This window comes from Aulosira sp. FACHB-615 (assembly GCF_014698045.1).
Taxonomy (GTDB): domain Bacteria; phylum Cyanobacteriota; class Cyanobacteriia; order Cyanobacteriales; family Nostocaceae; genus Nostoc_B.
Window position 1 is genome coordinate 94,703 of the sequence record NZ_JACJSE010000009.1, and the last position, 14,360, is coordinate 109,062.

General features: G+C 41.5%; 12 protein-coding genes, 1 tRNA gene and 1 pseudogene. 5 read left to right on the forward strand and 9 right to left on the reverse strand.

The window, feature by feature from the left end:
- Nucleotide 1 precedes the first annotated feature (1 nt).
- The 5 genes from hetI to H6G77_RS16850 all read right to left on the reverse strand — a co-directional run bounded on the left by hetI (nt 2) and on the right by H6G77_RS16850 (nt 5,476).
- Nucleotides 2-790 (reverse strand): 4'-phosphopantetheinyl transferase HetI, encoded by a 789-nt coding sequence (gene hetI, locus H6G77_RS16830; protein WP_190872177.1) that lies wholly within the window; start codon nt 788-790, stop codon nt 2-4.
- Nucleotides 771-1,163, reverse strand: coding sequence for a carboxymuconolactone decarboxylase family protein (locus H6G77_RS16835; RefSeq protein ID WP_190590766.1), 393 nt, complete (start codon nt 1,161-1,163; stop codon nt 771-773). Before H6G77_RS16835 ends, hetI begins: the two co-directional genes overlap by 20 nt.
- Nucleotides 1,164-1,406: 243 nt before the next feature.
- Nucleotides 1,407-2,609 (reverse strand): hypothetical protein, encoded by a 1,203-nt coding sequence (locus H6G77_RS16840; RefSeq protein WP_190872178.1) that lies wholly within the window; start codon nt 2,607-2,609, stop codon nt 1,407-1,409.
- A 57-nt stretch (nt 2,610-2,666) separates the two neighbouring features.
- Nucleotides 2,667-3,383: a hypothetical protein gene (locus H6G77_RS16845; RefSeq protein ID WP_190673363.1), complete on the reverse strand. Its 717-nt coding sequence runs from the start codon at nt 3,381-3,383 to the stop codon at nt 2,667-2,669.
- A gap of 1,076 nt (nt 3,384-4,459) precedes the next feature.
- On the reverse strand, nt 4,460-5,476 hold the full coding sequence (locus tag H6G77_RS16850; protein ID WP_190590769.1) for a TOBE-like domain-containing protein: 1,017 nt from the start codon (nt 5,474-5,476) through the stop codon (nt 4,460-4,462).
- Nucleotides 5,477-5,713: 237 nt separating this feature from the next.
- Here H6G77_RS16850 and H6G77_RS16855 point away from each other — a divergent pair.
- Nucleotides 5,714-6,791 (forward strand): annotated as a pseudogene (locus H6G77_RS16855) (IS630 family transposase).
- A gap of 345 nt (nt 6,792-7,136) precedes the next feature.
- On the opposite strand, the gene H6G77_RS16860 reads toward H6G77_RS16855, so the two are convergent.
- Together H6G77_RS16860 and pdxA are read right to left on the reverse strand one after the other, a co-directional pair.
- A tRNA-Val gene (locus H6G77_RS16860) sits at nt 7,137-7,210 on the reverse strand.
- Between the two features lie 44 nt (nt 7,211-7,254).
- On the reverse strand, nt 7,255-8,352 hold the full coding sequence (pdxA, locus tag H6G77_RS16865; protein WP_190872179.1) for a 4-hydroxythreonine-4-phosphate dehydrogenase PdxA: 1,098 nt from the start codon (nt 8,350-8,352) through the stop codon (nt 7,255-7,257).
- Between the two features lie 261 nt (nt 8,353-8,613).
- Here pdxA and H6G77_RS16870 point away from each other — a divergent pair, with 261 nt between their 5' ends.
- The 4 genes from H6G77_RS16870 (at nt 8,614) to nblR (ending at nt 12,198) form a co-directional block, all read left to right on the forward strand.
- Nucleotides 8,614-8,718: a PetM family cytochrome b6-f complex subunit 7 gene (locus H6G77_RS16870; protein WP_062294992.1), complete on the forward strand. Its 105-nt coding sequence runs from the start codon at nt 8,614-8,616 to the stop codon at nt 8,716-8,718.
- A gap of 162 nt (nt 8,719-8,880) precedes the next feature.
- A complete protein-coding gene (locus H6G77_RS16875) occupies nt 8,881-9,870 on the forward strand; it encodes an SDR family oxidoreductase (protein ID WP_190590782.1) in 990 nt (329 codons plus the stop codon).
- Nucleotides 9,871-9,988: 118 nt separating this feature from the next.
- Nucleotides 9,989-10,906 (forward strand): NAD(+) kinase, encoded by a 918-nt coding sequence (locus H6G77_RS16880; RefSeq protein ID WP_190673369.1) that lies wholly within the window; start codon nt 9,989-9,991, stop codon nt 10,904-10,906.
- Between the two features lie 605 nt (nt 10,907-11,511).
- Entirely contained in the window at nt 11,512-12,198 is a 687-nt protein-coding gene (gene nblR, locus H6G77_RS16885; RefSeq protein ID WP_190590784.1) for a response regulator transcription factor NblR, read from the forward strand.
- A 25-nt stretch (nt 12,199-12,223) separates the two neighbouring features.
- On the opposite strand, the gene H6G77_RS16890 is transcribed toward nblR, so the two are convergent.
- Both H6G77_RS16890 and H6G77_RS16895 read right to left on the reverse strand, forming a co-directional pair.
- Nucleotides 12,224-12,499 (reverse strand): DUF5132 domain-containing protein, encoded by a 276-nt coding sequence (locus H6G77_RS16890; RefSeq protein ID WP_190590785.1) that lies wholly within the window; start codon nt 12,497-12,499, stop codon nt 12,224-12,226.
- A 289-nt stretch (nt 12,500-12,788) separates the two neighbouring features.
- Nucleotides 12,789-13,973: an NAD(P)H-quinone oxidoreductase subunit H gene (locus tag H6G77_RS16895; protein WP_190590786.1), complete on the reverse strand. Its 1,185-nt coding sequence runs from the start codon at nt 13,971-13,973 to the stop codon at nt 12,789-12,791.
- Nucleotides 13,974-14,360 lie beyond the last annotated feature (387 nt).

The following is a 14,360-nucleotide window of genomic DNA, read 5'->3' on the forward strand; positions in this document are numbered from 1 at the left end:
ATTAGGAGGATTTTTTAACAGTTCTTTCGTTGAACTGCCAATATTTGAAATCCAAACCAGAAGCCGCCACAGCCACAGCCGCACGATAATTATCAGCAGGTGTAAACTCCACAAGACTCCAGTCTTCAGATGTGAGTAATTTAGCACTTTGTTGAGGTGTGAGAGATATTTCTACTTGCTCTAACTGCGAAATTCCATCACCTGTGGCTTTTAAATAAGCTTCCTTACAAGTCCAATAACGAAAAAATGCTTCTGGTTGTTGATGAGGAGGAAGCGATCGCACTAACTCATATTCTCGCGGTAAAAAGAACCTTTGAGCAAGAGCCTCCAAATCAGAAACAGAACGCATATACTCTAAATCAATGCCAATTTTGCTTGTGTAATTCACCGCACACAAAGCCAAATCTTGAGAATGCGACAAATTAAACAACAAACCACTAGCTGCTAAACCATCAGCTAAAAGTGGTTTACCACGAGGTTCATAGTCAAATCTTACTTCTTGTGGTGCAATCTTTAAGTAACGACTCAATATATTTCTCAAACTACCACGACCCGCAATGAAACGCTGGCGATGTTCCACAAAACGAAATCGGTTAGCGCGAGTCAGTTCATCACTAGATAAAGTTGCAGCAAAATTTTCTTGTAGTGAGTCTACTATATCAAGGTCAATTCGCCAGATATGAACTTCATTCGCTGATAAAGTTAAATCTGCGGGTGCGGGTAGCCATGAATCGTTAATGCCAGTCAAAGTTTTTCTATTAAGCTCCTCATTATGACTGAAATTGCTCATCCACTGGAATTTTATAACCATTAGCCAAACGATTAGTCATATTTGCAGTCCCAACAATCGCCAGCAGTTCGCCAAACATCGCATCATTCATTCCTTTAGCACGGGCAGCAGCCGTATGGGACGATATACAGTAATCACAGCCATTCGTCACACTCACAGCAATATAAATCAACTCGCGCACCAGTGGGTCAAGTTCACCAGGGCCAGTCATCACTTCCTTAATTGTCTGCCAAGTACGTTGTAGCGTCGGCGGATGATTAGCTAAAGCTTTCCAAAAATTATTAATGTAATCTGTTTGTCGTGTTGCACGAATATCATCATAGACTGCACGAACTTCGGCGCTGGCTTCTTCGTATTCGATCAGCTGAGTCATAAATAACAACAATTTGGCATTTTGGCATACTCATCTTAAACCGAATGGGTATTCTAAGGAAGTGGGATATTTTTAGGTGAAAAGTACTAATTAATATATCCCTCGGTAGCTTGCCGAGGGATTTTTATTAATCAAAGATAGCTGGGATGGTAATTTGCAGTCCAACTCTCAACCAACCTAAAAAACAATGGTAAATGCCGACCTGAAAGATATTGAAGCTTTTTCAAAAATCAAAGATGACTCTTAATATTTCACACAAGTTTTTGTTCTGGTGGTGCGCTTTTTATAGCTGAGTACACCCAATAAAGGTGTCAGCAATAGTATAGCGGTCAGTGTTGATGGTTCATCCACCCTGACTGGTGGTGGTGTGGTTGGGGTTGGGTTGGGAGTAGGTTGAACAGGTGGAACCACTGGAGGAATTGTGACTGCACGAGAGGAATTACCACCACCTCCACCTGTCAGGAGTAATAGCAATAAAAGCGCCGGACTGAGATACAAGGGGTTAAAAGCACTTCCAGTTATGGTACCAACATCTAAAGCTAGTCCAGTATCTGACTCTAGCAAAAATGAGTCTGGTTCTAATAATGCGATGTCGGGGTTGAGTTCTTCACCACCTATAGGGATACCTTCAATGTTGTCTAACTCTTTTGGTGTGTCCAGAGATACCCGCCCATAGTTAGGACTTGTTGTGTAGTTAGGTGAATAGGGAAAGGAAAAGATTCTTAAAATGTTTTCTTGTAGTGCCTCTTCATTTCCAGTTTTTAAAGCATTTAACCCTTGCGAGAGGTTATTTAAATAAAACTGCGTCATCTCAGGAGGCAAATCTAAAGCACGAATCTGCTGTTGGAGATTTGGAATTTTTGATACCTCAACCAAGAGTTCACGCCCGAAAGAATACTTCAAATCTAATAGTCCTTCTCTGGGACTAAGAGAATTATCACCTCTAGATATTGGTGACCAAGCAAAGTTTCTAGTCACTGCACCCAAACCAGCCACCGGACTACGGCTCACAGGCTGGCCGAGGACGTATTGATAACCATCCACAATTGATGGAGACTGTCTTTTCCAAAACGATGCAAACGGAATTTCTGGCAATCTTTCATTGTTGCCATAAAAAGCCGCGAAATTCTGGTAGTTTTGCTGTCCCCCGGCGGCTCGAATTACTAAATCGTAGTAACTAGGGCCACCATTAATTGCCAGTAATTGTTGCAGGACTGTGCCAGTTTTATTACAGCCAGTACCACTACCCACAATACAGCTAGGGATGACGATCGCATCGCTGAGATTACGATTTTCTAGCTGATATTGGAGGTACTCACGCTCCAGTCCTCTTTGGATTTTACGCTGTCCTACATTTAGTTGTGCGTTAGCAGATTGGCAAACAGACAATACTACTGCCAAAGACGTTAACGAAATTCCTATGCTTTTGACAGTTGATTTCAACAAGATACATCTCCTGGTCAATAAACGAAACACCACTCACAAGCCATTCAATCATTCGTGTTATTTTTGGTTAGGTTGGATATTCTCTCCTACAGAAGTTGGCACTGCACTCTTGGTTGAGTTGGCATTGACTTTATCAGATATTTGAATGTTGAGGGTAATTGCTGTCCCTTTGATTTCTCCTGCTGCACCATTACCAATGGTGTGGTAGACGACTAAAGCACGGTTGGGTTGGTCAAACAAAAACCCGCGACGGGAAGCTTTGATTTTGCCTTCTTTGACTAAAGAGATAAAGGATTCTAAATATCTACGTATGCTTTGACGATTTTCTTGATCACCATTGAGATGATGCTCAATCAGCGTCATAAAAAAATCTAAGGTGCGGTTATCTTGACCTTCAATTAAATTCCCACCGTCTAAAAAAGAACTGCCAACCAGCTTTCCATTTAGCTCTTGAACTTTAAATAAGGTGTAATAACGTCCTTCTTTTTTCGGGTCATTGACATAACATACCCAGGAACCATCTTTGCTCTGAGTAAATCCCTCAGCAGCTAGGTATGAAAATAAAGAATTGCTAGTTTTGGCTTGGGGTGGTGGTAATAAAGATTCCACAGGATCTAAAGAGCAAATCCGCTCTGTTGTGGGTTGGGGTTCTTTGGGAGCCTCTTGGGCGTAAGCTGGTAACGAATTATGTTTTAAGGTTGTCGCCGTGGCTATTGCTGTAAATGTTAGTAGTTGCAGCGCAAATGACCTAGATAAACCTGGAATTATCTTCATATTTTTACCTTTTATTTTTGCTTGGGGTGTCAATAATAGGGATTTTTAATAGATATAGGTTGAGCTCTTAAATCATAGAACCAAAGTAAGTTTTCTTTCTTTGAAGTTTTATCGGTTTCTACGGGGTTTCATTGTAGCAATTTATAAGATTTCATAAAGCTGCTTTTTGGTAGCAATTTTTCTCAGTGTCGGATTTGCAGAACTTAACCAATAATTTAAAAATGTATACATTATATCTGTCTGCTACTGACTTTAATCCAGCTTTCTTGATTACAAGAATTTAAAATTTCTACAAATAAAAATGGCAGTAAACATCTCAGCAAGATTTTCGTGATTTTTCTTTTTTTAACTTTTGGCAATTTGAGAAAGAATGATTGGTGGTAGTTATCTATGTGATTTTGGCTAACAAAAAGTTGTAACTATTCCAACTTAAGTTTTGGGATTATGAGTTGATATTGTCACAGTAACAGAGATTTATCTGCCTAACATCAAGCTCTTGTTATGTTTTTAACTGTGCTATTAGGTATTTTAGCTGGTTGATGTTTGATACCTTGGTGTAATGTTTCATTCATATTTTTATTTAAGCAGACAAAAATTATGCCTGATTGTTTTGCTCAAAAATTCTACCATTGGGTAGAGGTTATCTATGCCTAATTGTAGGCAAGTTTAGAAAACTGAACACTGCAACTTAAAGTTTAAAGACATTTTATCTCTAAATCTTAAGTGAATATTAAGAAAAGTAAGTATATACTTATAGAAGTATAAAGAAAAATAAAGAATAACTTATACACGTAGGAGTTACGCATCAAGAGGGTGTGGAGGTTTGGAACACCTATACACAAGGTTACGCATAAAAACGAAAAATCAAGTGTTTTGGCGAGGGTGTAGGGGTACAGGGGTGTATGTATTAAGCCACACACCCTTGCACCCTTACACCCAATCTTCATAGACAATCTTGGTGCGTAAGTCCTGAGAGTTTATGTTTGGGAGTACCTTCTGGCGTAAGTCCTAACAGCAAAAAAGAAGGATAAATGTACTTCATCCTTCTTTTGCAAGTAATTATTTAATTTTTAACTTTAGATTGAGTAGTATACCGGAAAGGATTTGGCATCTTTGGGTTTGACGTAAACCCGTTGTTGTGGCTCTAACTCTAATTCGTTGAAGCGATCGCGTGTGAGATGAGCTGTTACTACTTGTCCATCATCTAAAGTTAATTCTACTTGAATTTCCCAACCCAGATGAATTAAGCGGCTGACTTTAGCAGATGCCGTTGCACCATTGGCTTGTTTTTCAATAATGACATCTTGGGGACGTAAAAACACTTCTGGGTGTGGTGCATCAAATCCAGAGCTTTGGAAAATTCTGGAAGTGTTTGGTAAAACATTCACCGGGCCGATAAAACTCATCACAAATGCCGACGCGGGATTATCGTAAATCTCTGCTGGTGTACCTACCTGTTCCACCCGTCCTTTATTCATGACTACGACCTCATCCGACACTTCCATTGCTTCTTCTTGGTCGTGGGTAACAAAAACAGTGGTAACATGAACTTCATCATGGAGGCGGCGTAACCATGCCCGTAAATCTTTCCGCACTTTGGCATCCAGCGCACCAAAGGGTTCATCCAACAATAACACCTCCGGTTCGACTGCCAAGGCTCTCGCTAATGCTACCCGTTGTCTTTGACCACCAGATAACTGTGAAGGATAGCGATCGCCTAATCCACCCAATTGTACTAGCTCTAGTAACTGTTCTACCCGCCCTTGAATTTTCTTAGTTGGGGCTTTGCGAATTTCTAAACCAAAAGCAATATTTTGCCGCACAGTCATGTGCTTGAACAAAGCATAATGCTGAAACACAAACCCAATATTTCGTTCTTGCACACTTTGATAAGTAGCATCTTTTCCAGTCAGAAGGATTTTGCCACTATCTGGCATTTCTAAACCAGCAATTAGCCTCAGTAAAGTAGATTTACCAGAACCAGATGGCCCAAGCAATGCCACCAGTGAACCACTTTTAACTGTTAAGTCAACTTGGTCAACTGCCTTAAAACTACCAAAATTTTTGGATACATTCTCAACTACTATGCCCACCGCCGTTGTCCCTCTGCTATTCTTACCCCGGTATGTTGCTAGATTTACCGTGTTACATATATATCATACATAGATTTTTAACTCAAATTCTGTGACTTTACCCATAACTTTGCCGCTACTGGAAGCATAACTTTGCCGTCAACAACACTACAAGGCTCATTCTTGTGTCAGCTAATTTTGTAAGCTAATCGGCACTAAAGTTGCATAATAATAAGATGAAGCCGTTCAAAAGCAACTATGCCGCCCCCAGCCAAAAACTTTTTAAAACCGTCACAAGTCAGCAATCTACAAGAAGCTCTAAAAGAAAGCGTAGCTACCACACGTTAGGGAAAGAATACTTATCATTCTGCTGCAAAATGATGGGAAACCACAACAAGAAATTGCAAAGTTTTTGGGCTGTTCGCACAGAACAGTAGCATATTGGTGTATGCACGGTGATCCAGATGATCTAGAAACTCTACATAATAAAAGAGAGTACGCATATTATCGAAAAGCGACTCCTGAATATATTGAACTATTATTAAAAACTGTTGACCAAGACCCATCAGAATTAGGTTACGAATTTGGGAAATGGACAGCAGAAAGACTAGCCAAGTATTTAACCGAGAAAACAGGGATTGATTTAAGTAGTTCTCAAGTGAGGAGGATATTAAAGAGAAAAAAGTATAGTTATATCTGGGCTAAATATGATTTAGAAGATAAACAAAACCCAATAGAAAGAGCGAAGTTTAAAGAAAAACTTGCTCAATATTTATTAATAGCGCGAGAACAACCAGAACGTTTACAGGTATGGTTTTGGGATGAGAGTGGGTTCAGTTTACGTGTGATTCGGCGTAAGGGTTGGGGTAAAAAAGGAAAACGTAAAAATGTTCCAGGACAACGACGTTGTGGTCGTGTTAATGTCATTGGAGCAATCAGAGAATTAGACCGAAAACGAGTATGCTTTTTCGTTAAAAAAGGAAACGCAGATATTTTTTATGAGCAATTACAACAATTAAATGAATTAATTAAGCAAGAATGGATAAATCAAGGAAACAGTTTTGAAGATTTTGAAAAATCTGGGTCGAAGATTATTTTAATTTTAGATAATGCAAGCTTTCATAAACGTAAAGATATTCTAGCTAAAATATCTGAAGAATTTCCTAATTTTGTCCGAGAATTTTTACCTGCTTACAGTCCTGATTACAACATTATCGAGTTAGTCTGGCACTCATGTAAAGAATATATTGCCCATCGTCTGTTTAAATCAGTAGATGAATTAAAGTCACTGCTAGATGAGCTATTAAATCAAGGCGAGTTAGTTATACCAAATTAAAAAATGATTGCGACAGATTGATGGCTCAAAAGCTTACCGATCAACCCTTACCCAATCCAAAATCTGTCTTGAAAAGTTTGCTCAAGTCGGGGAACCCGCCCACGCAACTTTTCGCAAAATCTAAAATCCAAAATGGTATTATTAAGTGGCATCGAAAAATCAAAAATAAAGGTAATAGCGACTATGTTGCAGCTTAAATGCCGATTAGCTTAATTTACGTTGATTTTTTTTCAAAATTTTTCAGGCATGATTTTGCCGTTACAGTTTTCAAGCATAGCTTTGCCGTTGCGGCAAAACCAAACTTTAAATCACAAAACAACAAATAATTAGTCACTGTACAACAAATGGACGTAACTGGATTCGAACCAGTGACCTCTACGATGTCAACGTAGCGCTCTAACCAACTGAGCTATACGTCCTTAACCACACAATTTACAAGGATAGCGCATATTTATCTAGATAGTCAAGCATAAGGATATTTTTGATCTTGCCTTCTAGTACTGGCTAACTCAGAGGCTAATTGAATTGCGGCTTTCATACTGGTGGGGTCAGCAATTCCTTTACCTGCAATATCAAATGCTGTACCGTGGTCGGGTGAAGTGCGGACAAATGGTAAACCAATGGAAGTATTCACGGCGCGGTCAAAGGCCATGAGTTTGACAGGAATCAAGCCTTGGTCGTGGTACAGTGCCAAATACGCATCGGCTGGATTCTGGATGGATGAATTACCATACCAAGCTTGACCAGGTTTCACCCACATTGTATCGGGAGGGATTGGCCCTTCTAAGAGCAATTGAGGGCGTTTCTGCTGTTCTTGTTTGATCCAAGGAATCAACCAATCGAGTTCTTCGGTTCCTAGTTGTCCTTGTTCGCCACTGTGGGGATTTAAACCTGCGATCGCAATTCTCGGTTTACTAATACCAAAGTCTGTTTGTAAGCACTCTACCAATAAATCTAGTTTTTGGCTGAGTAATTGGGGTGTGAGTGTATCTGCTACTTGGCGTAGGGGAATATGTGTTGTAGCTAACAGGGTGCGGATTGTCCAACCAGTGTAAGGCGATCGCGCTACAAATAACATCCCATATCGCTCTACATTTGATTTTTCTGCCAAAAGTTCTGTTTGACCAGGATAATTATAACCTGCGGCTTTCCAAGCCGATTTCGCAATGGGCGCTGTAACTATACCATCAAATTCACCTGCTAATGTTTGGGCGATCGCATATTCCATATAAGCAAAACTCGCCGCACCACTCACCCCATTACCCACACCTGGAACAATTTCATCGAGATTTTCCTGCAACTGCACATCAATAACTTTTAAGCTGTGGGGATTTGCCAAGGCGACTAAATTACCCGATAAATTTAATTGGTCATAAGTCTGCACTAACCAATTTTGATTTCCTACTACCGTGACATCACAATTTTGAGTTACTTCTGGATCAGCCAAAGCTTTTAATATTACTTCTGTCCCAATTCCTGCGGGATCTCCCAATGTTAGTGCTAATCGAGGCCGAATTACTTTGTGTGATTTGGCTATGAGATTTGGCTCGCTTTGATACATAAGGCTAATTTATCTCGATTTGTCATGGAATTGCCTTGATCCCGCAATCATCGGGATTAACCATCAAACTAGTTTAGAATTGTTTACACAGGTCTAATTCAACGGTAGCTGTTGAGTAACTTCAGTCTATCTGGGGTCATTGGTAAAAGTAAAACTTCTACTCCTGATTTACCAGATGGCAACAAACAGCCCAAATTATATGCAATCTAAAGGTTAGCCTTTAGAATTATGACAAACGATTCACAAAGGAGACACACAACAATGGGTGGCGAAATTTTCAGTACAGCTTTTCTGGCTTTTAGTTTAATCTTCGTGGGTTGGGCTTTAGGTGCTTTATTGCTGAAAATTCAGGGTGCAGAAGAATAATCTCTCTGGAATCTGAAAAAATAGCGTGTCCGCACAACGGACAACGCTGTTTTCTTAATTTTCGGGTATTAATTAATTTCTAAGAAAAGTGTAAACTTTTGTTTACGGATATAATTCTGTTAAGATTCTTTTCATAAAACATTAAGATTTAATACAGCCCTCATGACATTACTAATAGTCGGTGCCACTGGCACCTTAGGAAGACAAGTGGCTCGTCGTGCGATCGATGAGGGGTATAAAGTGCGTTGTCTTGTCCGCAGTAGTAAAAAAGCGGCATTTCTCAAAGAGTGGGGCGCGGAACTCGTTCTCGGAGATTTGTGTTACCCCGAAACCTTACCAGCCGCCCTAGAAGGAGTCACCGCAATTATTGATGCAGCTACTTCCCGTGCCACCGATTCTTTAACAATCAAGCAGGTAGACTGGGAAGGGCAAGTAGCCTTAATTCAAGCAGCCAAAGCGGCTGGTGTGGAACGTTTTATTTTCTTCTCTATAATTGATGCGGAAAAATACCCCGAAGTACCCCTAATGGAAATTAAGCGGTGTACAGAATTATTTTTAGCTGAATCGGGGCTTAACTACACAGTTTTACGGTTAGCTGGCTTTATGCAGGGGCTAATTGGTCAATATGGTATCCCGATTTTAGAAGCACAGCCAGTTTGGGTAACTGGTGAGTCATCACCGATTGCTTATATGGATACTCAAGACATTGCGAAATTTGCTGTGCGGGCTTTGACTGTACCAGCCACAGAAAAACAAGCCTTCCCAGTTGTGGGAACTCGTGCTTGGAGTGCAGAAGAAATTATTAGCTTATGTGAACGCTTGTCTGGTAAAGATGCCAAAGTCACCAGAATGCCGTTAAACTTATTGCGGACTGTACGCCGATGTGTCCGGTTCTTTCAGTGGGGATGGAATGTGGCAGATAGGCTGGCGTTTACAGAAGTGTTGGCCAGTGGCAGACCATTAAACGCCCCAATGGATGAAGTGTATCAAGTATTTGGCTTAAATCAACAAGAAACAACTACTCTCGAAGTTTATTTACAAGAGTATTTTAGTAGAATTATGAAAAAGCTCAAAGAGCTAAACTACGAAAAAACCAAGACCAAAAAGCAAAAAGACAAACGATCGCCATTTAAAAAGGTTAATAGTCAATAGTCATTCGTGCTGAGTAAAAAATGCTAGTCCCTAGCCTCTTTTTGACTTTTGCTCACGGACTCAAAATATGTCAGGATTACATAGTACAAAGCATCGCTAAAAGTTTGGATATTTGAATGTGCCGAAAGCAGGCATTATCTACAATGATTTAAAACCGATAGCCAGTCGTGTCGCTATCGAACTAGAAGAGAAACTCACTGCTGCGGGTTGGGATGTATGTGTCACCAGTAGCATCGGTGGAATACTGGGCTACGCTAATCCCGAAAGTCCCGTATGCCACACTCCAATTGATGGTTTAACACCCCCTGGGTTTGACTCAGACATGAAGTTTGCAGTTGTCTTGGGGGGAGATGGGACTGTTTTAGCTGCCTCTCGTCAAGTTGCGCCCTTGGGTATTCCCTTGTTAACAGTTAATACCGGTCACATGGGGTTTTTAACAGAAACTTATCTCAATCAACTTACCCAAGCCCTGGAACAATCAATGGCGGGTGAGTATGAAATTGAAGAACGGGCAATGCTGACTGTGAAAGTATTGCGCGGAGAGTCGGTATTGTGGGAAGCCCTATGCTTAAACGAAATGGTGCTGCATCGAGAACCGTTAACTAGTATGTGTCATTTTGAAATTGCTATTGGTCGTCACGCGCCAGTGGATATTGCCGCAGATGGCATAATTATTTCGACACCTACAGGTTCTACGGCTTATTCCCTCAGTGCAGGTGGCCCCGTAGTCACTCCGGGGATACCAGCTTTACAGTTAGTACCGATTTGTCCTCACTCCCTAGCTTCCAGGGCTTTGGTGTTCCCAGATACGGAGACTGTAAATGTTTATCCAGTCAATATTCCGCGTTTGGTGATGGTGGTCGATGGCAATGGTGGCTGTTATGTGTTTTCGGAAGATCGGGTATATTTAGAGCGATCGCAATATAGTGTCCGGTTTATTCGTCTACAACCACCAGAGTTTTTCCGCATCTTACGGGAAAAACTCGGCTGGGGTCTACCGCATATCGCCAAACCCACCTCTGTGGAATTGCCATAATGGTCAATGGTCAATAGTTTAGGACTTACGCACCAAGATTGTCTGTGAAGACAGGGTGTAGGGGTGACAGGGTGTGGGGCTTCGCCGTGAGCGTCAGCCGAACGGTGTAAGGGTTTGAGATACATACACCCCTAAACCCTGACACCCATTATCAATAGACAACCTTTACTGGAGTCAAGTAATTTTGGATTTTAGATTTGTGATTTTGGATTGACCCCGACCACAAGGGTGCGGGGCTTGGGGATTTTGGATTAACGATTTTAGATTTTTACAGACACATGGGGAAGCCACTGCGATGGACGGGTTTCCCGGCATAAAGGAGACAGTGCCGTGGTGAAGCAGTCCGGTCTTGGGGGTTTCCCCCAGGAGGAACTGCTGAAAGGGTCTCCCGACTTGAGGCAACTGTCGTCAAGTGGCGTTGGGGCTTGTACCCTAAAGAATCCAAAATCCAAAATCCAAAATCTAAAATTCGGAGGGTCAAAATTGTTTCTTTGGGTTTTTTCCCGAATTACTGATTTATAAATAGAATTGAAAAACAAAGTGATTGGCAAGTGCTGAGTGCTACTCCTGTTGACCATTGACCATTGACTTTTGACTTAAAATTTATGACAGTTGCTCACAGTCCCTGTGTGTTGGTGATTGAAACTGATGAAAGCCTCGCAAATCAGCTATCTTCTGATTTGCAAGAAGCTGGTTATGATGCGATTTTAGCCCACGATGCCGCCAGTGGTTTGCAATATAGCCGTGATTGTCAACCTGCTTTAATTGTTTTAGACCGGATGTTGGCAGGCGAATCGGGACTATCCTTATGTAAAAATATCAGAAGTACTGGGATGCGTTCTCCGGTGCTGGTGTTAATGGCGCGGGATACCGTTGATGACCGTGTAGCTTGTCTAGAAGCTGGCGCGGATGATTATATTCTCAAACCTTACCGCCCAGAAGAATTTTTAAAGCTAATTCGCCTGTATTTAAAACCTGATATTGATACGACAGAACAGTTGCGCTTTGGTGAGTTAGTTTTAGATATTTCAACCCGTCGCGCTATTCAAAATAGCCGGGTAATTGATTTAACAATGAAAGAATTTGAGTTATTGAAGTTCTTAATGGAACATCCCCGCGAAGTATTAACCCGCGAACAAATATTAGAAAATGTGTGGGGTTACGACTTTATGGGTGAGTCAAATGTGATTGAAGTTTATATTCGTTATCTGCGCCTGAAAATTGAAGATGAAGGTCAAAAACGCCTGATTCAAACAGTGCGGGGTGTGGGATATGTCTTGCGGGAGTCGTAAATAATTCAGATTTTGGTGACGCAGCTTAGATTTCTCTGGGTTCGGCAGATTTCATCCGTTCTTCACCAACTTCTGCCTTAGCTTCAGCAATGATATCGTCCCAGACTTCGCTGACTTCTGCGATCGCAGCTTTGCTTTTTTCGTAGAACAATATTCCTTTTTTCACAACTGCTTTGGCTACTGGTCTACCAACACCAGCTACTACTGGCAACAATACAGGCACTAGCACAACCCCAACAATACCTGTAACTCCTAGTCCTTCAGCTAAATCTCCAAGGTCTGGTAAAAGTTTTATCGACATAATTATGTTCACCTCCCTGGTTTTACCTGAGTTTATTTTAATTCTTTTTTGTTAGTACTCAGGCAAATCAGCCTTCAGATGCAAAGTAATGTAACAGAGGCCAAGAAGCTAATTTTACTACTCTGAATATAGCGGTTTTCATTCCAATGAGGTACATTTCTCTAACCTCTAGCCTCTGTCCCTATTTACTTGTACTGCGTTCAACTGAGAAACGCTATATCACTGAAAAGTGCTTTAATTACTTGGTGTGTTAGGGCAGGCAAGATGCCTACCCTACAATAATCATTGCTTATCTGTCTACAGATCCCATGATTACGTCAATACTACCGAGGATGACCACAACATCTGCGACCTTCATACCCCGCAATAAGTGAGGTAGAATTTGCAGGTTGTTGAAATCTGCGGGGCGAATTTTCCAGCGCCAGGGGAAGACATTATCATCACCAACCAGATAAATGCCTAGTTCACCTTTACCGCTTTCCACACGGGCATAAATTTCGCCTTTGGGCATTTTGAAGGTGGGGGCAACCTTTTTACCAATAAACTGGTAATCAAAATCATCCCATTCAGATTTTTTGCCAGCAGCTAGGCGTTTCGCTTCTAGGTTTTCGTAGGGGCCGCCTGGTAATCCTTTCAGGGCTTGCTTGAGAATCTTCACAGATTCGCGCATTTCCCGCATCCGTACCATATAACGGGCTAAACAATCACCGACGGTTTCCCACTGAACTTCCCAGTCAAAATCGTCGTAGCATTCGTAATGGTCAACTTTCCGCAAGTCCCACTTCACACCAGAAGCACGCAACATTGGGCCAGATAACCCCCAGTTAATTGCTTCTTCGCGGGTAATTGTACCAATACCTTCAATACGACGGCGGAAGATGGGGTTATTGGTAACTAACTTTTCGTATTCATCAACTACAGGTAAAAAGTAGTCGCAAAATTCTTCACATTTATCTACCCAACCATACGGTAAATCGGCAGCCACACCGCCAACGCGGAAGTAGTTGTTATTTACCATACGGTAGCCTGTCGCTGCTTCCCACAAATCGTAAATCATCTCCCGTTCTCGGAATTGGTAGAAGAAGGGAGTTTGTGCGCCTACATCAGCGAGGAACGGGCCAAACCATAGCAAGTGGTTGGCGATGCGATTAAGTTCCAGCATAATGACGCGGATGTAGCTGGCGCGTTTGGGGACTGTAATACCAGCTAACTTTTCGGGGGCGTTAACTGTGACAGCTTCGTTAAACATTCCTGCTGCGTAGTCCCAGCGACTAACGTAGGGAACATACATAACAGTGGTACGGTTCTCGGCAATTTTTTCCATACCTCGGTGTAAATAGCCGATCACCGGTTCACAATCAATGACATCCTCGCCATCCAAGGTGACAATTAGCCGCAGAACCCCGTGCATTGAGGGGTGGTGTGGCCCCATGTTCAGCACCATTGGTTCAGTACGGGTTTCTATTCTGGCCATAAATTTCCGTGTTCTCCCATGATCAAAAATTGAAAGGAACCGCGTAGATGCCAACCAGACCGATAAAATCGTGTCTGCCAAAGTTAAGTTTGTAAGGACAATATTTTGCGGGTAAAGCCTGCATCCATTGTCAATACCGGAGTTTGTTGGAGAAGATGTGGCAGCAGAGAGATTTTACGATGTTTCGTTTTGTTTCACTTCTTCAACTATTATATGGAGCTTGAGATGCCGGAAATTCAAGCATCGGAATTTTTTCAACTCTGGTTGTGTTGAAGTGCGATCGCTCTCTTTACAATAGGTTAAGTACAAGCACAGTAGCTTTTACAGCAACATCGTACTTAGAATTGAGTGTCAGGGTGATCTTCTCAAAAAACTGGGTAATTTACT

Bases quoted from the DNA above. Each gene is read 5' to 3' on its own strand.
- hetI (WP_190872177.1), bottom strand. From the start codon at position 790: ATGAGCAATTTCAGTCATAATGAGGAGCTTAATAGAAAAACTTTGACT.
- H6G77_RS16835 (WP_190590766.1), bottom strand. From the start codon at position 1,163: ATGACTCAGCTGATCGAATACGAAGAAGCCAGCGCCGAAGTTCGTGCA.
- H6G77_RS16845 (WP_190673363.1), bottom strand. From the start codon at position 3,383: ATGAAGATAATTCCAGGTTTATCTAGGTCATTTGCGCTGCAACTACTA.
- pdxA (WP_190872179.1), bottom strand. From the start codon at position 8,352: ATGTATCAAAGCGAGCCAAATCTCATAGCCAAATCACACAAAGTAATT.
- H6G77_RS16870 (WP_062294992.1), top strand. From the start codon at position 8,614: ATGGGTGGCGAAATTTTCAGTACAGCTTTTCTGGCTTTTAGTTTAATC.
- H6G77_RS16875 (WP_190590782.1), top strand. From the start codon at position 8,881: ATGACATTACTAATAGTCGGTGCCACTGGCACCTTAGGAAGACAAGTG.
- nblR (WP_190590784.1), top strand. From the start codon at position 11,512: ATGACAGTTGCTCACAGTCCCTGTGTGTTGGTGATTGAAACTGATGAA.
- H6G77_RS16890 (WP_190590785.1), bottom strand. From the start codon at position 12,499: ATGTCGATAAAACTTTTACCAGACCTTGGAGATTTAGCTGAAGGACTA.
- H6G77_RS16895 (WP_190590786.1), bottom strand. From the start codon at position 13,973: ATGGCCAGAATAGAAACCCGTACTGAACCAATGGTGCTGAACATGGGG.